The organism is Burkholderia savannae (assembly GCF_001524445.2).
Taxonomy (GTDB): Bacteria; Pseudomonadota; Gammaproteobacteria; order Burkholderiales; family Burkholderiaceae; genus Burkholderia; species Burkholderia savannae.
Window position 1 is genome coordinate 226,365 of record NZ_CP013418.1, and the last position, 26,228, is coordinate 252,592.

Annotated in this window: 24 protein-coding genes; 14 read left to right on the forward strand and 10 right to left on the reverse strand. The window is 68.9% G+C overall.

Annotated features, from left to right (window positions below):
• The first annotated feature begins 6 nt into the window (after nt 1-6).
• The 8 genes from pilO2 (at nt 7) to sctC (ending at nt 9,192) form a co-directional block, all read left to right on the forward strand.
• On the forward strand, nt 7-1,296 hold the full coding sequence (pilO2, locus tag WS78_RS21870) for a type 4b pilus protein PilO2 (RefSeq protein WP_038743894.1): 1,290 nt from the start codon (nt 7-9) through the stop codon (nt 1,294-1,296).
• A 13-nt stretch (nt 1,297-1,309) separates the two neighbouring features.
• The gene (pilP, locus tag WS78_RS21875; RefSeq protein ID WP_059576085.1) at nt 1,310-1,804 is read left to right on the forward strand and encodes a type IV pilus biogenesis protein PilP; all 495 of its coding nucleotides are present in this window, start codon (nt 1,310-1,312) and stop codon (nt 1,802-1,804) included.
• Nucleotides 1,801-3,411 (forward strand): GspE/PulE family protein, encoded by a 1,611-nt coding sequence (locus WS78_RS21880; protein ID WP_038743744.1) that lies wholly within the window; start codon nt 1,801-1,803, stop codon nt 3,409-3,411. The genes pilP and WS78_RS21880 overlap by 4 nt, the downstream gene beginning before the upstream one ends.
• Nucleotides 3,401-4,477: a type II secretion system F family protein gene (locus WS78_RS21885; RefSeq protein WP_059576082.1), complete on the forward strand. Its 1,077-nt coding sequence runs from the start codon at nt 3,401-3,403 to the stop codon at nt 4,475-4,477. The genes WS78_RS21880 and WS78_RS21885 overlap by 11 nt, the downstream gene beginning before the upstream one ends.
• Before the next feature lie 32 nt (nt 4,478-4,509).
• Nucleotides 4,510-5,061 carry a type 4 pilus major pilin gene (locus WS78_RS21890; RefSeq protein WP_059576079.1) on the forward strand — a complete coding sequence of 184 codons (552 nt, stop codon included), beginning with the start codon at nt 4,510-4,512 and terminating at the stop codon, nt 5,059-5,061.
• A gap of 39 nt (nt 5,062-5,100) precedes the next feature.
• Complete coding sequence (pilM, locus tag WS78_RS21895) at nt 5,101-5,580, forward strand: type IV pilus biogenesis protein PilM (protein ID WP_059576075.1); 480 nt, start codon at nt 5,101-5,103, stop codon at nt 5,578-5,580.
• Complete coding sequence (gene pilV / locus WS78_RS21900) at nt 5,580-7,265, forward strand: shufflon system plasmid conjugative transfer pilus tip adhesin PilV (RefSeq protein WP_059576073.1); 1,686 nt, start codon at nt 5,580-5,582, stop codon at nt 7,263-7,265. Before pilM ends, pilV begins: the two co-directional genes overlap by 1 nt.
• Before the next feature lie 121 nt (nt 7,266-7,386).
• A complete protein-coding gene (gene sctC / locus WS78_RS21905) occupies nt 7,387-9,192 on the forward strand; it encodes a type III secretion system outer membrane ring subunit SctC (RefSeq protein ID WP_059576071.1) in 1,806 nt (601 codons plus the stop codon).
• Nucleotides 9,193-9,298: 106 nt separating this feature from the next.
• Here the strand turns inward: sctC and WS78_RS21910 are convergent, their stop codons facing one another.
• Both WS78_RS21910 and WS78_RS21915 read right to left on the reverse strand, forming a co-directional pair.
• Nucleotides 9,299-9,529 carry a hypothetical protein gene (locus WS78_RS21910; RefSeq protein ID WP_038743759.1) on the reverse strand — a complete coding sequence of 77 codons (231 nt, stop codon included), beginning with the start codon at nt 9,527-9,529 and terminating at the stop codon, nt 9,299-9,301.
• 259 nt (nt 9,530-9,788) lie between these two features.
• Nucleotides 9,789-10,589, reverse strand: a complete 801-nt coding sequence (locus WS78_RS21915; RefSeq protein WP_038743896.1) for a hypothetical protein — start codon at nt 10,587-10,589, stop codon at nt 9,789-9,791.
• Between the two features lie 81 nt (nt 10,590-10,670).
• Here WS78_RS21915 and WS78_RS37195 point away from each other — a divergent pair, with 81 nt between their 5' ends.
• Nucleotides 10,671-11,012 carry a hypothetical protein gene (locus WS78_RS37195; protein ID WP_059576478.1) on the forward strand — a complete coding sequence of 114 codons (342 nt, stop codon included), beginning with the start codon at nt 10,671-10,673 and terminating at the stop codon, nt 11,010-11,012.
• Nucleotides 11,013-11,746: 734 nt separating this feature from the next.
• Here WS78_RS37195 and WS78_RS21930 read toward each other — a convergent pair.
• Both WS78_RS21930 and speB read right to left on the reverse strand, forming a co-directional pair.
• Nucleotides 11,747-13,156 carry a hypothetical protein gene (locus WS78_RS21930; protein WP_059576065.1) on the reverse strand — a complete coding sequence of 470 codons (1,410 nt, stop codon included), beginning with the start codon at nt 13,154-13,156 and terminating at the stop codon, nt 11,747-11,749.
• A gap of 862 nt (nt 13,157-14,018) precedes the next feature.
• The gene (gene speB, locus WS78_RS21935) at nt 14,019-14,975 is read right to left on the reverse strand and encodes an agmatinase (RefSeq protein ID WP_059576062.1); all 957 of its coding nucleotides are present in this window, start codon (nt 14,973-14,975) and stop codon (nt 14,019-14,021) included.
• A gap of 152 nt (nt 14,976-15,127) precedes the next feature.
• On the opposite strand from speB, the gene WS78_RS21940 reads away from it, so the two are divergent.
• Both WS78_RS21940 and WS78_RS21950 read left to right on the forward strand, forming a co-directional pair.
• A complete protein-coding gene (locus WS78_RS21940; RefSeq protein ID WP_059576058.1) occupies nt 15,128-16,042 on the forward strand; it encodes a LysR family transcriptional regulator in 915 nt (304 codons plus the stop codon).
• A gap of 261 nt (nt 16,043-16,303) precedes the next feature.
• Nucleotides 16,304-16,747 (forward strand): hypothetical protein, encoded by a 444-nt coding sequence (locus tag WS78_RS21950; protein ID WP_059576055.1) that lies wholly within the window; start codon nt 16,304-16,306, stop codon nt 16,745-16,747.
• A gap of 344 nt (nt 16,748-17,091) precedes the next feature.
• Here the strand turns inward: WS78_RS21950 and WS78_RS21955 are convergent, their stop codons facing one another.
• From WS78_RS21955 to WS78_RS37730, 4 genes are all read right to left on the reverse strand, one after another.
• On the reverse strand, nt 17,092-18,444 hold the full coding sequence (locus tag WS78_RS21955) for a type II toxin-antitoxin system HipA family toxin (protein ID WP_059576052.1): 1,353 nt from the start codon (nt 18,442-18,444) through the stop codon (nt 17,092-17,094).
• On the reverse strand, nt 18,441-18,869 hold the full coding sequence (locus WS78_RS21960) for a helix-turn-helix transcriptional regulator (protein ID WP_059576049.1): 429 nt from the start codon (nt 18,867-18,869) through the stop codon (nt 18,441-18,443). The genes WS78_RS21955 and WS78_RS21960 overlap by 4 nt, the downstream gene beginning before the upstream one ends.
• Nucleotides 18,870-19,568: 699 nt before the next feature.
• A complete protein-coding gene (gene tauD, locus WS78_RS21970) occupies nt 19,569-20,405 on the reverse strand; it encodes a taurine dioxygenase (RefSeq protein WP_038743777.1) in 837 nt (278 codons plus the stop codon).
• Nucleotides 20,402-20,770, reverse strand: coding sequence for a hypothetical protein (locus tag WS78_RS37730; RefSeq protein WP_226377284.1), 369 nt, complete (start codon nt 20,768-20,770; stop codon nt 20,402-20,404). Before WS78_RS37730 ends, tauD begins: the two co-directional genes overlap by 4 nt.
• Here WS78_RS37730 and tauA point away from each other — a divergent pair.
• Genes tauA through WS78_RS21990 form a run of 3 tightly spaced genes read left to right on the forward strand, consistent with a single transcriptional unit; the run spans nt 20,769 to nt 23,436 of the window.
• Nucleotides 20,769-21,779, forward strand: a complete 1,011-nt coding sequence (tauA, locus tag WS78_RS21980; protein ID WP_038743780.1) for a taurine ABC transporter substrate-binding protein — start codon at nt 20,769-20,771, stop codon at nt 21,777-21,779. The two genes, WS78_RS37730 and tauA, sit on opposite strands and share 2 nt — an antisense overlap.
• A 20-nt stretch (nt 21,780-21,799) precedes the next feature.
• The gene (locus WS78_RS21985) at nt 21,800-22,582 is read left to right on the forward strand and encodes a taurine ABC transporter ATP-binding protein (RefSeq protein ID WP_059576046.1); all 783 of its coding nucleotides are present in this window, start codon (nt 21,800-21,802) and stop codon (nt 22,580-22,582) included.
• 2 nt (nt 22,583-22,584) lie between these two features.
• A complete protein-coding gene (locus WS78_RS21990) occupies nt 22,585-23,436 on the forward strand; it encodes an ABC transporter permease subunit (RefSeq protein WP_059576043.1) in 852 nt (283 codons plus the stop codon).
• A 300-nt stretch (nt 23,437-23,736) separates the two neighbouring features.
• Here the strand turns inward: WS78_RS21990 and WS78_RS21995 are convergent, their stop codons facing one another.
• Both WS78_RS21995 and WS78_RS22000 read right to left on the reverse strand, forming a co-directional pair.
• On the reverse strand, nt 23,737-25,062 hold the full coding sequence (locus WS78_RS21995; protein ID WP_059576040.1) for an NADH:flavin oxidoreductase/NADH oxidase family protein: 1,326 nt from the start codon (nt 25,060-25,062) through the stop codon (nt 23,737-23,739).
• 505 nt (nt 25,063-25,567) lie between these two features.
• Nucleotides 25,568-26,176 carry an acyl-homoserine-lactone synthase gene (locus tag WS78_RS22000; RefSeq protein ID WP_038743790.1) on the reverse strand — a complete coding sequence of 203 codons (609 nt, stop codon included), beginning with the start codon at nt 26,174-26,176 and terminating at the stop codon, nt 25,568-25,570.
• Nucleotides 26,177-26,228 lie beyond the last annotated feature (52 nt).

The following is a 26,228-nucleotide window of genomic DNA, read 5'->3' on the forward strand; positions in this document are numbered from 1 at the left end:
CCGGCGATGAGCGCGCAAGTGATTCAAATCGGCCGCCAGCGCTTCGTCGGCGGGCTGTTCTGGCAATCGCTGTCGAGGCGCAACGAGCTGCGCGCCGAAGCGGTCGAGCTCGCGAAGAAGCTGAAGTTCGACCTGATGGTGCTGCGGATCGATCGCGGCGTCGCGGCGGCCGGCTATGCGAACACGCGCGACGGCTTCGCGCCCGGGCATCTGTCGCTCGGCGCGATGGTGTCGCGCGCGATCGCGCTCGAAGGCGCGTTCTACAACGGGCGGCGCCAGCCCGCGCCGAACTGGCTCGGCGCGTTCGCGCTGCCCGACGGGCGCTGGGCGTATTTCGCGGTGCGCGACCACGCGTTCATGCCGAACGGCGACTGGGTCGGCAGCCGCGAGGAAGCGCTCGAGCGGCTGCATACCGATTACGCGTGGGGCGGCTGGAACGTCGTGATCGGCGAGCCGGAGCTCGAGAGGCAGGGCTTCCAGAATTTTCAGCCGAAGCGGCTCGACGAGCTGCTGCCGCGCCGCGGCGGCCGGCCGCGTACCGAGCGCTGGTGGGCGCTGCGGCCGGTCGAGCGGCGCTTGCCGCCGCGCACCGCGCTGATCGCGGCGGCCGCCGTGTGCGTCGCGGGCGGCGGCCTGCTCGCGTATTGGCATCATCGCGCGAAGGTCGAGGCCGAGGAGCGCGAGGCGGCGCTCGCGCGCGTGCGCGCGGAGCTCGCCGCGCGGCAGGCGAAGAGCGAGCCCGTCGCGCATCCGTGGGCGACGCTGCCCGATGCGATCGCGTTCTCACGCGCGTGCGCGACGCGTTTCGGGCGGCTCGCGCCGGGCGGCTGGCGGCTCGAGCGCTACGAATGCACGCCGGGCACAGCGCACTACGCGTGGGCGCGCAACGGCTCGAACGTGCGCTACCTGCTCGCCGAGCAGCCCGCCGCCATCGTCGCCACCGACGGCGAGCGCGCGACGCTCGACGTGCCGCTCACCGCACCGACGGCGGACGACACGCCGCTCGTCGACGATTCGGCTGTCAGGACACAGCTTCTGTCGCGTCTCCAAATGCTGGATGCGGCCGCTAAACTGGACCGGCTGCTTCCCGATCGATCGTCGCACGCGCCGCTCGCGAATCTCGCGCAGCAGGCGGCCGCCGCGCCCGCGTGGCGCGCGTACCGGTTCAACGCGAGCCTGGGCGGCCTCGCGCCGCCCGAGTTCATGCGCGCGATCGACGTGCCGGGGTTGCGCGTGCAGCGCATCGCTTATCAGAACAATCAGTGGACTCTCGAAGGAGTGCTCTATGCGAAATAGTCGCGTCCGATCGATGTGCGCGCTTGGCGCCGCGCTGCTCGCCGGCGCCGCGCGCGCGGCGGGGGGCCTGCCGTCCGACGACGGCGGCGCGACCGCCGCGCGGCTCACGCAACTGCAAAGCGAGACGGTGCTGCTGCAGGCGCAGTTGAAGAAGCTCGAGACCGAGCAGCAGGTGGCCGAGCGGGCCGCGCAGCTCGCACGCGTGCGCGGCGGCGCGCCGGCCGGGCAGTTCGAGGTGACGGCGATCGAGGGCGTCGGCAAGCGCGCGTTCGCGACGCTGCGGATGAACGGCGGCGCCGAATTCGAAGTACAGCGCGGCGATGCGCTGCCGGATGGCGGGCGCGTCGTCGCGATCGGGCCGCGCGCGGTCGTCGTGTCGAATCGCGGGCGCACGGTCCGGCTGTCGACGGCGTCGCCGTCGCCTTCTTACGCGGGCAATCCGCCGCTGCCGGCCGACGCGGCCGCGCCGTTGCCGACGCTGCCTTCCCTGCCCGCGAGCGGATCATGAGCCAGGACGCGCAACGACCCGACGCGTCGGCCGTGCGCGCGACGCCGCCCGCCGTTGCCGACGCCGCGCCGCCGCGCGGCCCGCGCGCCGTCAGCGAAGCGGGCGACTTCGCCGCGAGCGTCGAGGAGCGCAAGTTCGTCTGCCTGTTCGACGACGGGCGGCTGCTCATCGCCGAAGGCCACGAGATGAATCCGTTCGTGCTGTCGTATCGCGCGCGGCTCGACCGGATGGGCCGGCCGTACCGGCCGACGCCCGCGACGCTGATGCAGGTGCGCGAGGCGTACCGGCAAAACGCCGCGGGCGGCGGCGAGCGGCTCGATCACACGGTGATGCAGGTGCTCGCGAAGGAGCTGATCGGCCGCGCGTGCCGCGAGCGCGCATCCGACATCCACATTCGCGTGCGCCGCTTCAGCACCGAGGTCTACTTCCGCGTGCACAACGAGCTCGCGCGTGTGAACGAGCACACGCGCGAGCACGGCGAGCGGCTGCTCGCGACGCTGTACGGCGCGATGACGACCGTGTCGGACAACAGCTACCGGCCGAGCGAGCGGCAGGACGCGAGCATCGGCGACCGCGACAAGCTGCCGGACGACCTGTACGGCGTGCGGATCGCGACGACGCCGACGAGCGAAGGCAGCCTGATGGTGCTGCGGCTGCTCTACAACGACGCGGGCGACGCGACCGATCTCGCGGCGCTCGGCTTCGCGCCCGGGCACGTCGCGGCGTTCCGCGCGCTGCGCGCGCAGCCGCACGGGATGAACATCATCAGCGGGCCGACGGGCTCCGGCAAATCGACGACGCTGCAGCGTACGCTCGCCGCGCAGATCGACGAATCGCGCGGCAGCCTGCACGTGATCACCGTCGAGGACCCGATCGAATACCCGATCGACGGCGCGGTGCAGACGCCGGTCGCGAACGCGCCGACCGAGGAGGCCCGCGCGCTCGCGTTCGCGGCGGCGATCACGAACGCGATGCGGCTCGACCCGGACACGATCATGATCGGCGAGATCCGCGATCGCGCATCCGGGCAGACGGCGCTGCGCGCGTCGATGACGGGCCATCAGGTGTGGACGACCGTGCACGCGAACAGCGCGCTCGCGATCGCCGACCGCCTGATCGATCTCGGCCTGCACGCACGGATGGTTACCGATCACACGGTGATTTCCGGCCTCGTCAGCCAGCGTCTCGTGAAGCTGCTGTGCCCGCATTGCAAGCTGCGGCTCGTCGATCATCCCGACCGCATCGAGCCGGGCCTCTTCGCGCGGCTGCGCGGCGCGCTCGACGGCCGGATGCAGGACGCGTGCATCGCGGGCGACGGCTGCGCGCATTGCGGCTCGGTCGGCACGATCGGCCGCACGGTCGTCGCCGAAGTGATCCTGCCGGATGCGCGGCTGTTCGAGTTCCTGCGCGAAGGCGACAAGGCCGGCGCGCTCGAATACTGGACCCGCACGCTCGGCGGGGTGACGCTCGCCGAGCACGCGCTGCACAAGATCGCGGCGGGGCTCGTCGATCCGCGCGGCGTCGAGCGGGTCGTCGGCACGCTCGCGCCGGCGGCGGGCGAAGCGCGGCAGCAGCTGTCGCTGGTCGGATTCAGCTATGGCACTTGAGCTGAATCGCCGCTGGGCGAAGCTCTGCCTGAACGCCGACGAGCGGCTGCGCGTGTATCGGAAGATCGCGAAGATGCTCGGCAACGGGCTGCCGCTCCTCAAGGTGCTCGAGGAGCTCGAATGGCGCGCGTCGCGCGAGGGCCGCAAGCCGCGCGAGCCGCTCGCGATCGTGCTGTCCGACTGGCGGCTCGCGGTGCAGAACGGCGGGATGCTGTCTGAGGCGATGGGCGCGTGGGTGCCCGCCACCGAGCAGATGATCGTCGCGGCGGGCGAGCAGGCGGGGCGCATCGAGGACGCGCTCGCGTCGGTCGCCGACATCGTGCAGTCGAGCCGCAAGATCCGCCGCGCGGTCACGGGCGGGCTCGCGTATCCGGTCGGGCTCGTCGTGATGGTGATCGGCTATCTGTACCTGTTCGGCACGCACGTCATCCCGAAATTCGCGCTGATCGCCGATCCGTCGCACTGGCGCGGCGCCGCGCGCTCGCTCTATCTGATGTCGCTGTTCGTGCAGGGCTGGATGCTCGCCGTCGTCGCGGCGCTCGCCGCGGCGCTCGTCGCGCTCGCGTGGTCGCTGCCGCGCTGGCGCGGCCCGCTGCGCATCTATGCGGACCGCGTGCCGCCTTATTCGATCTACCGGCTCGTCGCGGGCAGCGGCTTCCTGATCGCGTTCTCGGCGCTGCAGGCGTCGGGCGTCACCGTCGAGAAGGCGCTGCTCAAGATCGGCGCGGTCGCGGGGCCGTGGCTGCGCGAGCGGATCGACGACACGCTCGTCGGCGTGAAGTCGGGCCTCAACGCCGGCGAGGCGCTGCTCAACGCCGGCTATCAGTTTCCGTCGCGCGAGATCGTCGAGGATCTGTGCATCTACGCCGAATACGGCGGCTTCGACGCGGCGCTCAAGATGCTCGCCGACGAGTGGCTCGAAGAGGGCGTCGCGCGGATCGCCGCGCAGATGCGCGTGCTGAACGGCGCCGCGATCGTCGTGCTCGCGATGCTGATCGGCTGGCTCGTGACGGGCTTCTTCGGCATCCAGCAGGAAATCGCCGCGATGACGCGCGCGATGCATTGACGCCGCGCATTTTCAATCCAGGAGAAACCAACATGAAACCACTCGCTGCCCACCCCGCCTATCGACGCGAACCGGCGTTCTGCCGACGCCACCGCAAGGAGCGCGGCGCGTCGCTGCTCGAGAGCATCGCGTATCTCGGCGTCGCGGCGATCGTGATCGTCGGCGCGATCGCGCTGCTCGGGTCGGCGTTTTCGAGCGCGAATACGAACCGGCTCGCCGAGGAGCTGAATGCGATTCAGACGGGGACCAAGAAGCTTTATATGGGGCAGGTGAACAACTACGGGAGTGAGTCGCTGAATGCGAATCTCATCGCCGCGAAGGTGTTTCCGAACACGCTGCCCACCGGCGACAACGATGCCGTCTCGAATACGTGGGGCGGCACCGTCACGGTGACGGGGGCGGGACAGACTTTCACCGTCGAGTACACGAACGTTCCGCGCGACGTCTGCATCAATACGCTGACCGCCGGCGGAAACTGGTTGTCGGCCAAAGTCGGCGAGAAAGCCGTGAGCTATCCGGTTGCGCCGACCGAGGCGACGGGCGCTTGCACCGGCACCGTCACGATCGTCTGGATGTCGAACTGACGCCGCCCGAGTTTTTTTCCACCGTCCACGCCGCCGCTCATGTACGCCTTAGCCGCCGCGCTCGCCTTCGCAGCGCTCGCCGCCGTCTACGCGACGCTGCAGGGCCCGTTCGCCGTTGCCGCGCTGCAACCGTCGCGCACCGCGCAAGCGCTCGCCGACAACCTCGCCGTCTACCGCCAGGCCGCGCTCGATTACGCGCGCACGCATCCGGGCACGCGCGGCGCGGTGCCGAACGCGCAACTCGCGTTTCCGGCGTGGTATCCGGGCGCGAACCCGCTGTGGCGCAACTATGTCGAGAACGGAACCGTCGTCGCGTACGCGGCGTCGGCGCCGCGCGTGAACATCGCGGGCGAGATCGCGACGCTCGCGGACGGCTCGCTGTTCGCGGGCGTCGCGTATCGCAACGCGGTCGTGCGTCCCGGCTACGCGAATCCGAACGTGCCGGCGAACGGCGTGCCGTTGCCCGCCGGGCTGACGATCGCGAACGGCTTGCCGGTGTGGATGGGGCAAGCGTACTGATGCGCTTCGCGTCTTCCCGCCGCCGCGCGCGCGGCTTCGCGCTGATCGAGATGCTCGGCGCGCTCGCGATCGCCGCGCTGATGCTCGCCGGCATCGCGATGTTGGTGGATACGTCGCTCGACGACGTGCGCGCGCAGCAGGCCGCGCAATACCAGGCGCAGGTGACCGCCGCGGCCACGCGCGCGCTCAAGCGCGACTACGACGCGTGGCTGCAGCGCGCGAACACGCAGGCGCCCGTCGTGATGACGCTCGCCGATTTGCAGGCGACGAACGATCTGCCCGCCGCGCTGCGACCGGCGAACGCGTACGGCCAGCATACGTGCGTGCTCGTCAAGCGGACCGCGAGCGGCGCCGGGCTCGACGCGCTCGTCGTGACGACGGGCGGCGAGACGATCGGCGACAAGGAGCTCGGGCTCGTCGCCGCGAGCGCGGGGCCGGGCGGCGGCTCGATCGGCGCGCGCGTGCCGGCGGAGGCGCGCGGCGCGTTCGACGCGTGGCGCATGCCGCTCGGCGCGTACCTCGGCGGCAGCTCGCCCACGTGCGATCCGGCCGACGCCGCGCCGCCGAACGCCGGCCATCTCGCGAACGAAATCTTCTTCAACGGCCCGGGCCAGCAGATCAACAGCGATTATCTGTATCGCGTCGGCGTCGGCGGCCATCCGGAGGCGAACGCGATGCAGGTGCCGATCTGGCTCACGCACACGTTCGTGGAAGGCAGCGCGGATGCGGCGAACTGCGGAACGGCCGGCGGCTTCGCGAACGGCAAGCTCGGCGCCGACGCGGCCGGCAATCTGCTGAGCTGCAGCAACGGCGTGTGGCGCGGCGCGGGCGGGCACTGGAAGAGTCCCGTCGCCACGGCCGGCACCCTGCCCGACGACGCATCGAACGAAGCCGGCGACGTGCGCCTCACGCTCGACACGTTCCGCGCGTATGCGTGGACAGGCGGCGGCTGGCAGGCGCTCGCGGTGGACCGCGACGGCAACATGATCGTGCCCGGCATCGTCGCGGCGAATCGGCTCGAGATCACGGGCAGCGTCGTCGTCAACACGCCGTGCTCGCCCGATCCTATGCGGCAGAACGCGGGGCTCGTGTCGATGGGCCAGGACGGGCAGGTGCTGTCGTGCCAGAACGGCACATGGCTGCCGCAATCGGGAATCAAGATCGGCGGCACCGACATGGACTGCCAGATCCTGATGGCGACGCCCGGCGCGACCGATTTCCCGCAATGCTCGAGCACCTACGCCGGTCCCTATCCGAACGGATCGCTCATCACGTACGAAGCGGACGGCACGTACACGTACACGATCGACCGGCGCGTGAAGCTCGACAACAACGGGCTCATTTCGGTGAGCGCGTACATGCACATGAGCTATGCGACGTGCGACCTGAAGGGGCGCGAAGGGCAGATGCGGCTCGTCGTCGAAATCATCGACGTGCAGGGCAACAAGGTGATCGCGCACGGCGAGGCGCAGTCGACGAAGCTGATCGAGGACGCCGCGACGATCAACGTCACGCTGAACCAGGCCGCCGAGCCGCGCGGCGGATACGTGGTCAGGCTCGCGAGCAAATGGGCGACGTACGACAGCTACGCGAAGACGCCGTGGCAGTCCACCTATTGCAGCGGCGGTCATACATTCCTCCAGACGCCGCTCGTCACGGGCTGGACCGTCAATTCGTTCTATTGAACGGGCCTTCGCCGCGCGCAGCATTCGCCGCGCACGGCTGCGGTTAACTGCGGGGGTCTCCCATTCGCGGCGCGCGATCCGTCTGATCGACCGACGGTGCGCGCCCCCTCCGGACGGACCCATGAAGGCCAAGATTTCCGTTTTTCTGCCCCTGCTGTGCTCGCTCGCGAGCCTTTCCGCCCACGCCGCGCCGGTTCGCTGGCGCAGCGCCGAAATCCAGTACGCGGCGCAAGGCAAGGACGTGAAGGACGTGCTGCGCGATCTCGCCGCGAGCCAGAACGTCGCGGCGAACGTCGCGCCGGGCGTGAGCGGCGCCGTCAGCGGCAAGATGAAGATGTCGCCGCAGCGCTTCCTCGACACGCTCGCCGCATCGTTCGGCTTCGTCTGGTACTACGACGGCACCGTGCTGTACGTGACGCCCGCGAGCGACATGAAGAGCACGCTCGTGAAGCTCGATCACGCGAACACGGGCGACCTGCGCGACCTGCTCGAGCAGATGAAGGTTGCCGACGCGCGCTATCCGGTCACCTACAACGCGCAGCAGCGCACCGCGCTCGTCGCGGGGCCGCCGCGCTACGTCGAGCTCGTGACGAGCGTCGCCGCGCGGCTCGACGAGAATTCCGCGCGCACGGGCGGCACGACGATCCGCGTGTTCACGCTCAAGCACGCATGGGCCGCCGATCGCGACGTGAACGTCGACGGCACGACCGTGACGATGCCGGGCGTCGCATCGCTGCTGAACCGGATGTATCACCCGGGCGAAGGCAGGCATGCGTCGCAGACGACGGTCGGCAAGCCGATCGGCCGCGCCGCGCCGATGACGGATCTCGGCGGCGGACGCAGCGGCGTGCCGCCTTTGCCGCCGCTGCCGCCGTACATGCAGGCCGCGCAGGCGGGCGACGGCGCGGGCATGCCGGCGGGCGGCCTCGGCGGCCAGGGGAGCGATCCGCGTCCCGGCGGGATGATCGCCGCGGCGATCGCGAATCCGGGCGCGGCGCGCGCGCCCGACGCGCTCGGCGGCGCGAGCGCCGTGCCCGCGGGCGCGAGCGACGCGGCCGACCTGCCGGTGATCCAGCCCGATCCGCGCACGAACTCGATTCTCGTGCGCGACGCGCCCGAGCACATGGCGCAGTACCCGGACCTGATCGCGCTGCTCGACGTGAAGCCGCGCCTCATCGAGATCGAGGCGCGCATCATCGAGATCGACGAAGGCGCGCTCAGGCAGCTCGGCGTCGACTGGCGCGCGCACAACAGCCACGTCGATTTGCAGACGGGCACGGGGCTCACGTCGCAGAACGCGTATGCGAGTGGCTCGCTGAATCCGACGTTCGGCTCGATCACGCTGCCCGGCAACGATTCGGCCGGCGTGCCGGCGAGCCCGCTCGGCCTGTCGCTGACGGCCGTGCTCGGCGACGCGGGCCGCTATCTGCTCGCGCGGATCAACGCGCTCGAATCGTCGAACCAGGCGCGCACCGACGCGAGCCCGAAAGTCACGACGCTCGACAACGTCGAGGCGGTGATGGACAACAAGAAGCAGTTTTTCGTGCGCGTCGCGGGCTACACGTCGGCCGACCTGTACAGCATCTCGACGGGCGTGTCGCTGCGCGTGCTGCCGATGGTCGTCGAGGAGGGCGGACGCACGCAGATCAAGCTCGACGTGCGGATCGTCGACGGCGAGCTGTCGCAGCAGACGGTCGACAACATTCCGGTGATCGTGTCGAACGAGATCAACACGCAGGCGTTCATCGAGCAGGGGCAGGCGCTGCTGATCGCGGGCTACAAGGTGGATGCGCGCTCGAGCACGCTGTCGGGCGTGCCGGTGCTCTCGAAGCTGCCGCTCGTCGGCGCGCTGTTCCGCTCGACCGACAAGCAGGACAGCCATAGCGAGCGGCTCTTTCTCGTCACGCCGCGCGTGATCGAGCCTTGAGCAGGCGCGGCGTGGCGCGGGCGCTTCGCGCCGGCTGGCGGCCGCCGCGCGATTCACGCCGGGCGCGGCGCGGCATCGAGCATGGCCGACGCCGGTGACGCGAAGACTAATTGCGCTTGCGCGCCCGCAAGCGCACCGCCGAATCGAACAGCGCCTGAGCCCGGGCGAGCTCGTCGAGCGCGCGATCGAGGCGCGACACGGCGGCCGCGTATTCGATGCTCGAGGTCGTATCGTCCGCGTCGCCGCGAACGGCGCGAAAGGCGAGGTCGACGTTGCGCGTCGCCTCGAAGAAACGTTGTGCGGCCTGGGCTTCCCGTGAATGCGGGATGGTCGACATGGACGCTGCTCCTCTGTTGCCAAACATGACAAGCCGACGGCAAGCGCTCGCATCGCGCGACGTGCATCGGCGCGAACCACCGAATGCAACCGCATCGTCGGCCGCCGCGAGCGGGCCCGCGTGCCGGATCGCTGCGCGTTCCGATCGGGCCGTCATGGTCGAATGGCGACCAACCGCCGACGCACGCCAACGACGTAACCTTTCATGAGTCGCCGCGCGCCGCGCGCCGCGCGTCCGGCGCGCTCAGGCGCCCGTTGCGTCACCACGCATGGCTTGCCTGCGCGTGGGCCGCGCCGCCGAACGGCGCGACGGCCTCGACGGGCGGCAAATCGAACAGATCCCGCGTGAACCCGCGCGCCTGCTCGGCGGCGGGCCGGCTGCGCAGACGCGTGACCTGCTCGACGAACGTGCCGAAATCGCCGTCGCGCGCCGCCTTCGTGATGTCCGCGAGATCGCGCGCCTTCAGCATGCTCGGCTGCGTGAGCCGCACGAAGTACGGTGCCTCGAGCTCGACCGACAGCGCGAGCGGATAGCGCTTGCCCGTTTGCTCGGCTTCGCGGCCGACGCAATCGACGACCGCCGCGCTTTGCGCGGCGCCGAGCACCTTGCCGGTGCTCACGCTGCGCAGGTGATCGGGATGCACGCGCAGGCGCGTGCCGATGCTGAGCTCGGTCGGCGATGCGCACACGAGCGCGTAGTAATGCTCGCGGCGGCGCCCCGAAGGCAGCGTCGCGCGGCTCGTGATGAACGTGTGCGGCGGCAACTGACGCACCTGGCCGCCCGCATCGATCCACGCGTTCCATAGCAGCACGTCTTCCGGTTTTCTTTCCGCCGGCCGCGCCTTGCTCGACGCCGGCGAGAACAGCGCGATCAGCGAGCCCGTTCGATGCGCGGCAATCTGCGCGCTGTTGCCGAGCGGCTGGCCGATGCCCCACAGAAACCGCCCGCCTCCCAACCGGCGCTCCCATTCCTTTCTCAGCACGATGGTCGGGAGTTCCTCGCCGGACTCGTTACCGATCTTGGTCCAGCAAAACGTCGGGGGCAGGTGTTTCAGTGTCATCAACTCTTTCTCGGAATGCGGCCGACCGCCAGCTTCGACGATCAATTCATTAGGCGTTAATGTATATGTATAATGCATACTATGGAAGCCCCTAAGAGACATTTTTCTGTTCAGGACCTATTGAGCCGGCTGCTGGCCGATACCCGCTCGTCCAGCGAAATAGCTAGGCTTTCGGGCGTCAGTCAGCCCACCGTCTCGCGACTCAGGTCGTCGAGCGGGCGTCGGCTGCGCAGGAGCGGGTCATTCAATAAGCTATGCAGTTTCTACGGCGTCGAGGCGCGTCAGTCGGGCCGGCTTTCGGCCCCGTACAACGATTTGCTGCGCGAGGCGATCGTCGAGGCGTGGGACGGCTCGGAAGAGCACGGCCGCGCGCTGCTCGGCGTGATCAAGGGATTGAAGGAATTGAGCGGCAAGCCGGGATGACGGCCGCTTGCGGCGCCGATGTTCGATGGCGTGCGGATTCGCGGCGCACCGTGCGGGGCGTCGCGAATCCGCACGTTCGGCGTTTGTGCGTGCAGGCTATCCGTCGTCCGCGGTGCGAGTGAACGGCGCGGCCGAACGGTTCGACGCGGATGTGCGGCTTCGTTCGGTGAAGCCAGACGCGGGAAGGCGTGGGCGTTTGCGCGATCACGAATGGGCGATCACGAATGCATGGTCGCGATCGCGCGATCGCGAATGCGAAATCGGCGTGCGCGATCGCCAACAGGCGATCGACGCCCGCCGCGCGGATCGTGAATGGGGGCGAGGAAGAGGGCGCGTGTCGCGCGGCATGTGCAACGGCGTGGCGATTCGCGACGGAGCCGCGCCGTTGCGCGTCATGACGAGGTGTGCGGCGCGATGCGCAAGCCCGATGTGCAAGTCAATGGATTGGCCATCGATCATCGGCTCGAGCGGCACGCTCGGCGCATGTAAGCGCCTTCGACGCGTTCGGCGATCGCATGAAATTGTCGACCGAGCGCCGATCGAACGTCGATCGAACGCCGATCGATGCCGGTGAGCGCAGCGCTCGCATTCGGTCTCGCGCGGAGCATGCGCTGGCCGGTTCGACGGCGCCCGTCGCAGGGACGGTGTCGAGCGGCCGACCGGCGCGGGGTGCGCCGACCGGCCTCATGCGTCATGTCAGGCGGGTCGGCGAGTGCGAACCGCCTTTTTCACGTTTACTTGCGGCCGAGATATAGTTCGGTGCAGATGTGCGTGAAGTGCATTTGCGACGAGCTTTTGGGCGTTTGACCGTTGTCGAGAGAAGCCACGGCGACCGCATACGGGTTGTAGGTGATTCGCCAACGATCGGATGGCACCGACATCGTATGGAAGTCGCCGGTCATGCTGCCGAGGCCCTGACACTGGCCGACGTTCAGGTCGATCAGCAGGTTGCCGTTCGCATCGGTGTAGCCCGACGTTTCCGTCAACAGCGTGTAGGGGCCGTTCTGGCTCTCGCCGTCGTATGCGCGCACCCAGACGCGCTCGCCCGGCGGCAGGCGCACGTTGCCCGTCGAGTCCCACGCGATGACGCCCGCCGACACCACCCGCGCGACGTTCTCGGTGCCGCGCACGAGATGCGTGATGTTCTCGTTGTCGAGGAAGCGATAGAAGCCCGCGGTGCCCGCGCCGTCCGACACGCGCAGCGTGTAGGCTTGCGCGGCGGGTGCCGTCGCGCCCTTGTCGTAGACGCGGAACATCAGCGTCGCGCCCGCCGGCGACGTGATGTTGTACGGCGTGCCCGACGCGAGCGTGGCCCACGTGTTCGGCGCGGTTTCGAGCTCGGCCGTTTGCGTGCCCGCGCCCTTGAACGTCACGTAATTCGTCGTTTGCGTCGAAGGCACTTGCACCGCGTAGTAGTCGAAGTCCGCGACCGTGTCGAGGTTCGCGTTGATCTGCTGGTTGCCGGTCAGCCGCGTCGGATGCAGGATCGAATCGTTCGGCTCGTAGCTGTCGTAGCCCGTCGTGCCGTACACCTGGAACTGGAACGTCGCGTTGCCCGCGCCCTGCTGCGCGCTCACGAGCAGCAAGAGGCGCACCGGGCCGTTCGGGATCGCCTCGACGACCTTGTTCGGCGACAGGTCGGCCTGGCTGTCGAGCACGGTCCACGAGCCGTCTTCGTTGACCTGCACGAGATGCGCGTCGTGCTGTTCGTTTGCCGGCAGGTTCACGACGTACGCGACGATCTTCGTCGCGCTCGGCGCGACGAACTGGAAGCAGTCGGACTGGCCGGCGGGCGCGGTGGGCGCGTTGTACGCGGCGCCGATCGTCACGTCGGTGCAGCCCGCGACGGGCGGCGCGACGGTGGCGGCGGTCGCGGCGGCCGGCGCGCCGAGCGTCGATTGCCGCGTCGCGAGCGACGCGCGCGAGCCGGCCTGCCGGATCGTGCTGGCGGACAGCGTCGGCAACGGCCGCGGCAGGTTCGGCAGCGACGCGCGGCGCGCGGCGAGCTGCTCGCCGATTTTCGTCGGCTCCGCCTTGCTGATGCCGGAAACGTGCGATTGCGCGGCGATGGTCGGCGGTTGCGACCACGACGGGCTCATTGCCGCCGCGGTCAATAGTGCTGCAGCGTATTTCAGTCTTTTCATAGGGTCTCCTAGCGTGTGAGCGCGCTTGACGCGCGGCAATCATCATACGTTTGCCGGAGAAAAAAGGGGCGGGAAAGTTTCGGATTCGGGTTGGCAGGTGGAATCGGTGCCGCCGGCGGATGCATGGCGATGGGATCGGGGTGTTGCGGGCGGCTCGGAAAGCTCGCCCGGGGGCGGCGCGCGGGCGGCGTGGTCGATGCGGGATGCCGGGAGCGTGGCGGTGCGCGGGGGCGTGGGCTGTCGCGGCCGGGGTGAGGCCGCGAGATCGACCCCGCGCACCCGCATCCTGGTGACTCTGTGACTCCGTGACTCCGTGACTCCGTGACTCCGTGACCTCGCGACCCCGTGACCTCGTGACCTCGTGACCTCGTGACCCCGTGACCCCGTGACCCCGTGACCCCATGACCTCGCGACCTCGCGACCTCGCGACCTCGCGACGTCGCGACTTCGTGCCTCCGGCCGGACGTCGTGCGCGATGCGGGCGTTCGATGCGCGATTCGGCAAGCCAATAAGGGAGAGCGGCGCGCTCGTTCGCCCGCGCCTTGGCGAATGCGAACGCGATTTTCATCCGGTCGAGGCGACGCAGGCCGCGCTGCCGGTTCTCACGATCCTTGATCGCATGCGCGGCGATCGCGCCGGCTGCATTGCCTCAACTTATCGGCGCGTCGATGCATTGACGACGGCCGATGCGTGTTCGCGAACGGGCCGCCGAACGCCAATCGCCGCACGCCAATCGCCGAAGGCGGGCGGCGAAGTCTCGCGTTCAAGGCGAGCGCCTTCGCATGCCGCGCCGCGGCGATGCCATGTTTCGAGCCGGGTGCCCGGCGTGCGCGGTCCGCGGGCCGGAGGCTTCGTCTCTCGGCTACGAAGCGCGCCGCCTCACGCCGGGCAGCACGCAGAGCATCTCGTAAGCGAGATTCGCGCCGAGCAGCGCGGTGGTGCCGAACGGATCGTACGGCGGCGCGACCTCGACGAGATCGGCGCCGACGATGTCGAGCCCCCACGCGCCGCGCACGATCTCGAGGCCCTGCGGCACCGTGAGGCCGGCGATTTCCGGCGTGCCCGTGCCCGGCGCGTACGCGGGATCGATACCGTCGATGTCGAAGCTCAGATAGACGGGGCCGCCTTGCACGCGCGAGCGCACTTCGTCCATCAGCGGCGCGAGCGACCGGTTCCAGCATGCCTCGGCCTGGACGACGCGAAAGCCCTGGTCGCGGCACCAGTCGAAATCCTCGGCCGCGTAGCCGGTGCCGCGCAGGCCGATCTGCACGACGCGCCCGCAGTCGAGCAGGCCTTCCTCGACCGCGCGGCGAAACGGCGTGCCGTGCGCGATCTTCTCGCCGAACATCGTGTCGTTGACGTCCGCGTGTGCGTCGACGTGGATGAGGCCGACGCGCCCATGCCTGCGATGCATCGCGCGCAGGATCGGCAGCGTGATCGTGTGGTCGCCGCCGAGCGTGACCGGGCGGCAGCCGTGCGCGAGGATCTCGTCGTACGCCGCTTCGATCCGCGCGATCGAATCGGCGAGGTTGTACGGGTTCGTCGCGACGTCGCCGACGTCGGCGATGCGCAGCGAATCGAACGGCGCCGCGCGCGTGGCCATGTTGTACGGGCGCAGCAGCACCGATTCGCAGCGGATCTGGCGTGGGCCGAACCGCGCGCCCGTGCGGTTCGACGTGCCGAGATCGAACGGCACGCCGACGAAGCATGCGTCGAGCTCCGCGGCGTTCGGCGCTTGCGGCAGCCGCATCATCGTCGCGATGCCGCCGAAGCGGGGCATCGCGTTGCCGCTTTGCGGCTGGAAGTCGCGATTCGACATCGTCTTGCTCCTCTCATATTGGTGGCGTCGTATCATCCGTATGCGACGACAGGTAGCGTTGTACGTCGCCAAAAGGTCAATTTGAATCACGAAGATTCAACGTTTACATCGATGAACTTCTATGTATCGGCGGCGTGCGCCGTGGAGAAAACATGCTCGGCACCCTGACGGACCTGGACCTCCGGCTGATCCGCGTGTTCGTCGCGGTGGCCGACGCAGGCGGCGTGAGCGTCGCGCAATCGGCGCTGAACGTCAGCCAGCCGACGATCAGCTCGCAGTTGGCGACGCTCGAGACGCGCCTCGGCTTCCGGCTGTGCGAGCGCGGGCGTAGCGGCTTTCGGCTGACGACGAAGGGCGAGCGTTTCTATGCGCTCGCGAAGAAGCTGTATGCGGCCGTCGATGCGTTCAGCAGCGAAGCGCGGCACATGGACAAGACGCTCGTCGGCACGCTCGCGATCGGCCTCATCGGCCACACGCCGATCAGCGCGAATGCGCGCATCAGCGGCGCGATCGCGCGCTTCAGGCAGCGCGACGAGGCGGTGCGCTTCGTGATCTCGGTGCGGCCGCCGGGCGAGCTCGAAGAGCGGCTTTTGAGCGGCGACGTTCAGGTTGCGATCGGCTATTTCTGGCACCGCGTGCCGACGCTCGAGTACGCGCCGCTCTTCGTCGAGCGTCAGCTCGCGTATTGCGGGCGCGGCCATCCGCTCTTCGGGCGGGCGGGGCGGCTTTCGGCGGCGCGCGTCGCGGATGCCGAGTGGGCGTGGCGAACCTATCCGTCGCCGGAAGCCGAGCTGTCGACGACGCCCGCGAACGTCACCGCGCACGCCGACAACATGGAGGCCGTCGCGCTGCTGATCCTGTCCGGCCATCATCTCGGCTATCTGCCGCAGCATTTCGCCGCGCCCTACGTGAAGCAGGGGCTGCTCAAGGCGCTGAACCCCGGTGCGCTGCGCTACGACGTGACGTTCCACGTGGTCACGCAGCGGCGCGGCCGGGGCGATCCGATCGTGCAGGCGTTTCTCGACGATCTGATGGACGCGCACCGGGGCGACGCGGCGCACACGTGAGCGACGCTCGCGCGACGGCGTTCGTCGACGGCCGCGCGATTGCCGTGACGTCGAACGGGATTCGATCGCGCGAATGCATCGATGCGGCCCAACGGTGCGCGATCCGGTTTCTTTTCGCGACCGCGCGCGCGGGTGGACCCGTTCCATTTGAGCCATATCAAACCGATTTGCTGCGGCCGCACGCAGTATGCGTTCGGGCGAATGGAGTCCCGACGGCGCCGCGCTTTTGCGTGCCGGGCGGGATCGCAACGGAGCAATGCGATGGAACACAGGTACGAGCGTCGTCGAAGTCGACGGCTGGCCGCGTGGATTCATGCGGTAGGCCTGAGCGCGCTGTTCGCGGTCGCGGTGACGTGGATCGGCGCGATCGTCGATCATCCGGTCCAGCAGGCGATCGTAGACGGGATGGCGGCGCCGGAATGCGAGACGGTGCGCGCGATGCCGGCGGGCTCGCTGCTGTCTGCGACACAGCCGGACAGCGCGGTCTGCCGGTCGTTCTTTCTGTACCGCGCCGCGTACGTCGACGCGGCGAGCAGCGCGGACGGCTATTCCGCGGCCGTGATGCATGCGCGCGCCGACGAGTTCTGGCAGCTCGTCGGCTACGTGCTCGCGCTGTGGTTCGTGTTCGTCTGCATAGTCGGCGGCATCGTGCTGATCGTGCGCAGGCTGTTCGAGCAGCATGCCGGGCAGCGCAAATCCACTTGAGTCGAGACTTCGGGCCGTCGCGCCGCGCCGGCGCGGTGATCGACGCGCGGCGCGCGTTCGCGCAGCCGCATTGGACGGGCGGGCGGCACCGCCGGCGGCCGGGGGCGACGGCCGCGTGCGCGTCGTCGCGACGAAGGCGGCGCGCGATGAATGAGCGGGCGAGTTTTCCGGCGTTTCTTCCGGTCGGCGAGGGTCCGACGTTCTCGACGACGTCGATCGTCGCCGTCGTCGAGAACGCCTGCGGCCGGTACGCGGGGCCGGGCGCGCGCGGCCTCGGCCTCATCGCAGCGCTTCATCGAATCACTTTGTCGAGCCGCTTCGTCGAATCACCTCGTCGCGCCGTCTCATCGCGAGGCCCGCGCCGCCGTTTCGGCCGCGAGCTTCGCATTCAGGCGCAGCATCCCGCTGAAGGTCGCATCGGCGACGTCCATCGGAAAATCGCGCGGCAGCCGGGCCGACACTTCGTCGATGACGCCTGCGGTGCGCGCGGTCAACGCGTCGATCATGTCGTCGACCTCGGCGGGCGCGAAGCCGACGCGCTGGCCCTGCGCGATCCAGTGCCACCGCTGGATCTGATGGATCAGGTAATGGACGTGCTTGCCGCGCACGCCCATCGCGAGCCGCACGCGCTGCGCCGGCAAGCGGTTCGCCCCCCGGCCGATCACCGGATGCGCGGACAGCACGTCGTATAACGGCGTCGATCGATAGCGGTTGCCGGGCAGATGCGCGATGCTGAAATTCTTCGCGTGGCCGTCGGTCGCGGCGAGCAGCCAGAACACGATCTGCGACGCGAAGAACGCGTGGCGGTCGCCCGCGTGCTCGGAGCCGGCGAGCACGTCCATGATCGCCTCGATGCCGGGCCCGCCGTCGGCCTGATATTTGTCGAGCGCGGACGTGCCCGTCGCCTGGCACATGTCTTCCTGCGGCAGGCGCAGAATCCAGCGCGCGTCGCTCGACGGCCTGCGGTCGAAGCGCTCGACGACGAGCGCCTTCTGCTCGTCGAAGTGCGCGATGTCGCAATGCGCGACCGGCAATCCGTACGCGGCGACGATCTTCGAGCACAGCCATTCGTTTTCGACCGACGTGCGCATGTCGGCGCGCCGGTTGCCGACGAGCCCGAGCGGCAGCTTCAGGATATGCGTGGTCGGCGTGCTGCCGTCGGGCAGCAGCCAGCGGCCGCGATGGCGCAGCAGCGCGGTCTTTTCCTGCGCACCCGCGATCGACAGGCGCAGATCGTCGAGCGGCTCGTGCTGCCCGGCTTGCGGCGCGGATGTGATATCGCGCAGCAGCCGCGCGATGTCCGCATCGGCGAGCGCGCGGCCGCGGATGCGTTCGAGATCGTCCGGCGCTTCGTCGGGCGGCAGCATCTGCAGCGCGCCGACGCAATCGCGGCCGAGCGTCGCGAGCAGCTCGAACGGCGACGTGCCGCCCGTCCTGTAGCGCATCGCGATGCGGCGCCGGATCGGTTCGCTGTCGGGCAGCAGGTTGTCGAAGTAGTCGCTGACGAGCCGGCCGCGATACGGCTGGTTGCCCGGCGTGAACGGCAATGACAGCGATAGCGGGCGGCCCTGCGGATCGGCGATCCATTCGTCGAAGTAGACGAGGCGCTCGCCGTCGCGCGCATGCTCCCAGTAGCCGACGGGCAGGCCGTTCATCCACAGATGCAGGCGCGTGGCGCGCGCGCGGCGGGCGCTCACCAGTCCTCCCGCTTCTTCGGGGCGGCGCGCTTGCGCGCGGGGCGGGGCTGGCGCTCGGCGGCGCGCGGGGCGGGCATCGATTGGCTCGCGGGCGGCGCCGGGCGCTTGGCGGCGGCGCGCCCGCTTCCGGAAGCCTGCGCGGCCTTGCGCGCGGGCAAGGCGATGGCTTGCTTCGCGGCGGGCCTGGCGGAAGCGATGTGGATGTAGGTGAGCGTGAGCTCGACGTTGAGAACGCGCAGCACCTTGAACAGCCGCTCGACGCTCGCCGACGCCGGATTCGCCTCGAATTGCGCATACGTCTGCTGCGTGACGCCGAGGCGGCTCGCGACCATCGCCTGCGTCAACCCGGCCACCTTGCGGAAGCCGCGCAGGATGGGCCGTAGTTGGTCGAGCGTCTTGATCTCGTGTTCGATGGTGATGGCCATGCGCGCACCTGATTGAAATACAAGGGATTCACTGTAATCTTAGAAAACAGTTTATATGCTGTAAATCGAATTTACAAGGTTTGAGTTGTATTTCGAGAAAACAGATTGTCGTCTGTTTTTTTGGATGCCGGATGCCGGATGCCGGATGATGAGTGTTGATTGTGTGGGCGTGTAGCAAGTCGCGCGACGGCGCGGGAGAGTCGATTTGTCGCGGTGCGCCGCGCGTGCCGATGCGCCGTCCGCGCGGCAACGTTTGCGTGCATGCGGTTTTTCGTTTGCGTCCGACGATTCACGCGTCGCCCCCGTTTTCAAGCGATTTCGGGCTGCATCGAGGCCGTCGGTTTTGCGCCGAGAATTGCGATGGACCATGCGCTTCCAAGCGGCTACGTCCCGTATAATCCGCAGCTTTTTGACAGTCTGACGATCGGTTTCATTCGCGCTTTCGCATCGACGCCGGGCACGGCCGGAGGCGAACGCGCAGCACGAGCGGGATCGAACGAGATCGAGCGGCGGCGCAACGGGGCGCCCGTCTGGTCGAAGTGCGAATCGCACGAATCGCACGAATCGCACGAATTGAACGAATCGCACACCGGCGTGTGCCGCCGCCCGGCGCGATTCGCGATCGAAATCGTCAGATCGAAAAAAACGGCAAGCCGGCGATGCCGTTGCGGCGCTCGCGCGCGCCGCGCGTTTTTCACGTCAATACGGCCTGTCGCCGACGATCGTCGCGCGATGCATCACCCGATGCGCGCTGCCGTAGTCGTTCACCGCGTAGTGAATCGTCGAGCGGTTGTCCCAAAATGCGACGTCGCCCGCCTGCCAGCGCCAGCGCAGCGTGAACTCGGGCCGCGACTGGTGGGCGAACAGGAAGCGCAGCAGCGCCGCGCTTTCTTCTTCCGGCAGCTCGTTGATCTCGGTCGTGAAGCCTTCGTTGACGAACAGCGCCTTGCGGCCGTTCTCCGGATGCGTGCGCACGACGGGATGGGTGACGGGCGGATTCTTCATGCGCGTGTCCTCCCAGCGCGCGCGATCGTCGGCGGTGAGCCCGAAGCGCTTCAACGGAAACGACTTCGTGAAGTCGTGCTGCGCGGTGAGGCCGTCGAGCTGCGTCTTCACGCGATCGGACAGCGCGCCGTACGCGGCGAAGCCGCTGCCCCACAGCGTGTCGCCGCCCGTCTCGGGCAGCGTGCGCGCGGCGAGGATCGACGCGCTCGGCGGCGTTTCGACGAACGTCACGTCCGTATGCCAGATCGCGTTGTCCTTCAGGTCGAAGACGGCGTTGTCGAGCACCATGATCTCGCGCGCCTGCGGATGCGACGGATAGATCGGGTGAACGTGCAGATCGCCGAAGCCGGCCGCGAAGTCGCGATGCCGAGCGGCGCTCAGGCGCTGATCGCGGAAGAACAGCACCTGATGGTGCGCGAGCGCGTCGCGGATGTCGCGGTGCAAGTCGCCGTCGGCCGCGTTCGCAAGGTCCACGTTGTCGACGATCGCGCCGATCGCGGGCGTCAGTCGGGTCAGTTTCAGTCGAGTCATCGTCGATCCGGGTTCGATGCGGCTTTGAAGCCGCTATCAAGCGCTATGAAGCCGCTATAAAGCCGCTTTGAAACCGCTTTGAAATCGCCGCGAAGCGGCGGCTTGCGCAGCCAGCCGCCCGCGCGCCGCGTGCGGCATGTCGCGTGTTGCGCAAAGCCGGCAAGTCTCGCAAAACGCATTCGTACGGTGAACCAACGAATTGCGCATTGCTTATCCGCCCGCCGGGATTGCAGCGGGCCCGGCGCGGCCGCGGCATGCGCCGTCTCATATCCTTCGCAGATTTCGTTGTTTAACAGACGACGGGCATCCCGGTAATCTCGACGGCCATCCGAATTCAACGCATCCAGAAGAAGGGAAGGCCTCATGATTCTCAAGCGCATCCTCGCCGCCACGACTTTCGCCGTCGCCGCTTTCGCCGCGGTTCACGCGCAGTTCGCCCATGCGGACACGGTGAACGTCGCGTATCAGTACGGCGCCGATCCGGCGAAGCTCGCGCAGGCGGGCGCCGCGTACGAGAAGGCCACCGGTTGGAAGATCAACTGGCGCCGCTTCGATTCGGGCGCGGACGTCGTCGCGGCGCTCGCGTCCGGCGACGTGCAGATCGGCGACGTCGGGCAGAGCCCGTTTACCGCGGCCGTGTCGCGCGGCGTGCCGATCCAGGCGGTCGTGCTGAACGCGATCACCGGCGTGTCCGAGGCGCTCGTCGTGCGCAGCGGCGCGCACATCGACAAGCCGGCCGATCTCGTCGGCAAGACGATCGCAACGCCTTACGCATCGAACTGCCACTACGCGCTGCTCGCGGCGCTCAAGCATTGGGGCATCGATGCGCAGCGCGTGAAGATCGTGAATCTCGGGCCGACCGAGATCGTCGCCGCGTGGGAGCGGGGCGTGATCGACGCCGCCTACACGTGGGACCCGGCGCTCGGCCGCGCGAAGGCGAGCGGCGGCAAGGTGCTCGTCGATTCGGCGCAAGTCGGCAAGTGGGGCGCGCCGACGTTCGATCTGTGGGCGGTGCGCAGCGATTTCGCGCGCGCGCATCCGGATTTCGTATCGAAGTTCGTCAACGTGACGACGCAGGCGATCGCCGACTATCGCGCGAACGCAAAGGCGTGGACGAGCGCGTCGCCGCAAGTCGCCGCGATCTCGCGGCTGAGCGGCGCGACGACGGGCGACATTCCGCAGCTGCTCGCCGGCAATCTCTATCCGACCGCGTCCGAGCAGGCGTCGCCCGAACTGCTCGGCGGAGGGACGGCCGCCGCGATCGCGTCGACCGCGCGTTTCCTGAAGGAGCAGCGCAAGATCGACCGCGTGCTGCCCGACTATCGACCGACGGTGACGGACCAGTTCGTCCGCGCGTCGGTCGCGGCGCGCTGATTCGACGCGGCGGCATCGGCATGGCGAAGCTCTGCGCGCAACAGGTGTCCGTCGTCTACGAATCGCGCCGCGGCGCGTTGACGGCGCTCGATAACGTATCGATGTCGGTCGGCAGCGGCGAGATCGCCGTCGCGCTCGGCGCGTCCGGCTGCGGCAAGAGCACGCTGCTGTCGCTCCTTGCCGGCTTTCAGCGGCCGACGTCGGGCCGCGTCACCGCCGACGGCGCGCCCGTCGCGGGGCCGGGCGCCGATCGCGGCGTCGTGTTTCAGGACGACGCGCTGATGCCGTGGCTGAACGTGATCGACAACGTCGCGTTCGGTCTGCGGATGCAGGGCGTCGGCCGCGATGCGCGAAACGCGCGTGCGCGCGACGTGCTGCGGCTCGTGAAGCTCGCGGGCTTCGAGCAGCATCGCATCGACGAGATCTCGGGCGGAATGCGTCAGCGCGTCGGGCTCGCGCGCGCGCTGGCAGCGGACCCGTCGTTCCTGCTGATGGACGAGCCGCTCGGCGCGCTCGATGCGCTCACGCGCGAGCACATGCAAACGCTGCTGCTCGACGTGTGGCGGGCGACCGGCAAGGGGATTTTTCTGATCACGCACAGCGTCGAGGAGGCGGTGCTGCTCGCGACCGAGCTGCTGATCCTGTCGCCGCGGCCCGGGCGCATCGTCGCGCGCCATTCGCTCGACTTCGCGCGGCGTTACGCGAACGGCGAATCGATGCGCTCGATCAAGAGCGATCCGCGCTTCACCGAAATCCATCTCGCGCTCGTCGAGCAATTGATGCGAGAAACCGAGGAGGTCTGACTTTGGCCGCGACCGAACAGCATCGGGATTTTCCTGTGCCGCTTGCTTCGACGGGCATGCCCGCGACATCGCGAGCGCGTCGCAGGCCGCGCATGCACGCGGGCCACGCGGCCGCGTTCGCGACATGGGCCGCGCTCGTTCTCGGCTGGTGGCTCGCGGCGCGCTTCGAATGGGTGTCGGCCGCGTTGCTGCCGGGCCCCGAGGCGGTGCTGCGCAAGCTCGTCGCGCTGAGCACCGAGGGCTTCGACGACGCGACGCTCGGCCAGCACGTGTTCGCGAGCCTGTCGCGGATCGCGACGGCGTTCGCGCTTGCGGTCGTCACCGCGATTCCGGCCGGCATCCTGATCGCGACGAACCGGATCGTGCGCGGCGTCGTCGATCCGATCGTCGAGTTCTACCGGCCGATTCCGCCGCTCGCGTATTTGCCGTTGATGGTCGTCTGGTTCGGAATTGGCGATGCGTCGAAGATTCTGCTGATCTTTCTGACGATGTTCGCGCCGCTGACGATCGCGACCGCCGCAGGCGCGAGCGGCGTATCGGAGAGCCGCCTGCGCGCGGCCGCGTCGCTTGGCGCGACGCGCTTGAAGCTGCTGCGCCACGTCGTGCTGCCGAGCGCGCTGCCGGACATCCTGACGGGCGTGCGCATCGCGCTCGGCGCGGGCTGGTCGACGCTCGTCGCGGCGGAGCTGATCGCGGCCACGCGCGGGTTGGGCTTCATGGTGTACTCGGCGTCGCGATTCCTCGTGACGGACGTCGTGATCGCGGGGATTCTCGTGATCGGCGCGATCGCGCTCGCGCTGGAAATCGGCTTGCGCGTGCTGCAGCGGCGCTTGACGCCGTGGCGGGCGGAATAGCTCGGTTCGCGCGGGCGTGGCGGCGCGGCGCGTTCGTTCCGGCGATGCGGGGCGATATGGGGCGATGCCGCGCGGTGATCGCCGCTCGCGAGGCGCCGTTCTCGAGCGTCGAGCGACACTGATGTGAAGACCCGTTTGCGCGCGTGATCGCGATGTCTTACGCGCAAGCGCTGCGGCCAGCGCCGCGCGTCATCGTCATCTCATCGCAATTGTCATCGGCATCGTCAATCGGTATCGTCATCGCGCCGGCCGGCGACGCCGCGCGACGCGACTCGCCCCGCTCAATGCGCGTCGTACAGCTCAATGCGCGTCGTGCCGCTGACCGCCGACGACCGACGTCCCCGAGCGGTGCGCCGCCGACGCTTCGGATGACGAAGCACGCAGGCGGCGCGCCTTGAAGATCGCACAGCCCTTCGACGACAGATCGAACAGGAACGACTTCAGCGCGTTCTCGTCGGGAATCGGATTGCGGCCCTTGCCGATCCGGTGGAGCTGTCGCGTGTACCACGTCACCTCGAGCGAGCCGAGGCTGTCGAAGTACTTGACGCCCGTGCTGAGCGGCTTCACGCGGTGCAGCGTTTCCTCGCCGCGCAGCAGGCGCGCGGGCGCGTCGGGCTCGATCGCGAGGATGCGCCCGAGGCCGATCAGGTCGAGCGCGCCGCCGCGCAGCGGCGCTTCCATGCCGGCGAGGCTGCGGAAGCCGCCCGTCACCATCAGCGGCACCTTCACTTGCGCGCGCACCTTTTCGGCGAACGCGAGGAAATACGCCTCGCGCGCGATCGTCGACGCCTTGCGGTCGCCGATCTGCATCACGGGCGCCTCGTAGGTTCCGCCGGAGATCTCGATCAGATCGATGCCCGCCTGCGCGAGCGCGCGGATCACGTCGAGCGATTCGTCCTCGGTGAAGCCGCCGTGCTGGAAGTCGGCGGAATTGAGCTTGATGCCGACCGGAAAGTCGGGGCCGACTCGGCGGCGCACCTCCGCGTACACCGCGAGCACGAAGCGGCGGCGGTTCTCCGCGCTGCCGCCCCATTCGTCGGTGCGCTGGTTGTGCTTCGGCGACAGGAACTGGTTGATCAGGTAGCCATGCGCGCCGTGCAACTGAACGCCGGTGAAGCCGGCCTTTTGCGCGACGGCGGCCGCCGTCCCGTAGCGCCGGATCAGATCGTCGATCTCGGCGCTCGTCAGCGCGCGCGGCACCGCGAAATACCGAGCCAGCTTCGGGCCGAAGCCGATCGCCGACGGCGCGACGGTCTGCTCGTTGAGCCCGCGCATCGCCTGCTTGCCCGGGTGATTGATCTGCATCCAGATCTCGCTGCCGTGCGCCTTCGCGGCCGTGGCCCACTCGCGCAGCCGCGGCAGGTCGCGTTCGTCCTCGATCACGCCGTTGCCGGGCTCGCCGAGCGCCTTGCTGTCGATCATCACGTTGCCGGTGACGAGGAGCCCCGCGCCCGAACTCGACCAGCGCCGGTAAAGCGCGATCAGCTGGGGCGTCACGCGGCCGTCGTGGCCGCAAAGCGCTTCGCTCAGCGCCGATTTCGCGACGCGATTCTTCAGCACGGTGCCGTTCGGCAACGTGAGCGGCTCGGCGAGCAACGCGCCCGCAGCGGGATTCGGATGGGACATGTCGTGACGCTCCGGTTGGGTCGACGGTCAGTTATCCATCGACGAATGTTACATCGCGTGATGTATTGATTGGATCGTAGGTTCAAAATCGGAACCGAGTCAAGACGGAGTGACGCGGACGTCGATGGGGTGCTGGATCGCCAGCGGAGCGGAACCTGGGCGCGAGGCGTCGCTCGCGTGGTGCGCAGTGCGATAACGCGCGGTTGCGCGCAACGCGCGAACTCGCGCCGGAGGCGGCGCGGCAGCGGCGCATGGGCGCGCGGCTCGCTGGAAGACGAGCGCCGCGCATTCATGGAGCGCGCGGCGGGTTCGCGGTCGCCGGCCGCGACGGGCGGCCGGCGAAGTTAGAGGCGTTCATCGAATTCGACGGCGCGTGGCATCGCGGCGCGTCGAAGCGGCATCGAACGGCGAGCCGTGGCGCAAACGCGCGTATTGGGCGTCGAGCGCGCAGAAATCGGCAAAAACGACAAGACGCGCGTCTCGCCGCGACGCGCTCGCGTCGACGTCAATGCATCGACAGACACGACGCGCACTGCGACCGGCCGAACGGCGCGAACGCGAGGCGCGGCAAATCGACCGAGCATGCGGAAACGCCGCCGTCGGCGGACGGCGCTGCGTTGCCGAGGCGCTGCAGCGCGATGCCCGAGCGCCGGTAGAGGCGCTCGATCGACAGCGACATCACGCCGACCACGCGCGTCGCGCCGAGCGACGCGGCCACGGCGAGCACCGACGGAAAGAAGTCCATCCCGAGCGGCTGGCGCTCCGTCGTGCGGCGGCGCCGGCGCGATGCGGCGAAGCGCGACATCTCCCAGACCGCGGGCGATTGCGGCGCGGGCGCCGAGCCGAGCAGATGCGGGAATACGTCGCGCAGCAGATACGGGCCCGTCGTCGGCAGCAAGCGCGCATAACCGCAGATCCCGCGCGCATCGTCGAGCGCGACGACGTGGATCGTCGAAGGACCGTCGAATTCGTCCCATTCCGCACGATCGTCGTGCGCGTGGCCGGCGATCGTCCAGCCGAGCCGACGGACGAACACGTCGTAGCGATACGCGCCGAGATCGGTCTGGACGTGGGGCGGCAGTTCGTCCAATCGGCCCGCGATGATGTATGACATGGCGCTTGGTTCTCCGATGAATCGATCGCCGGGGTGAAGGGAGGGCCCGTGC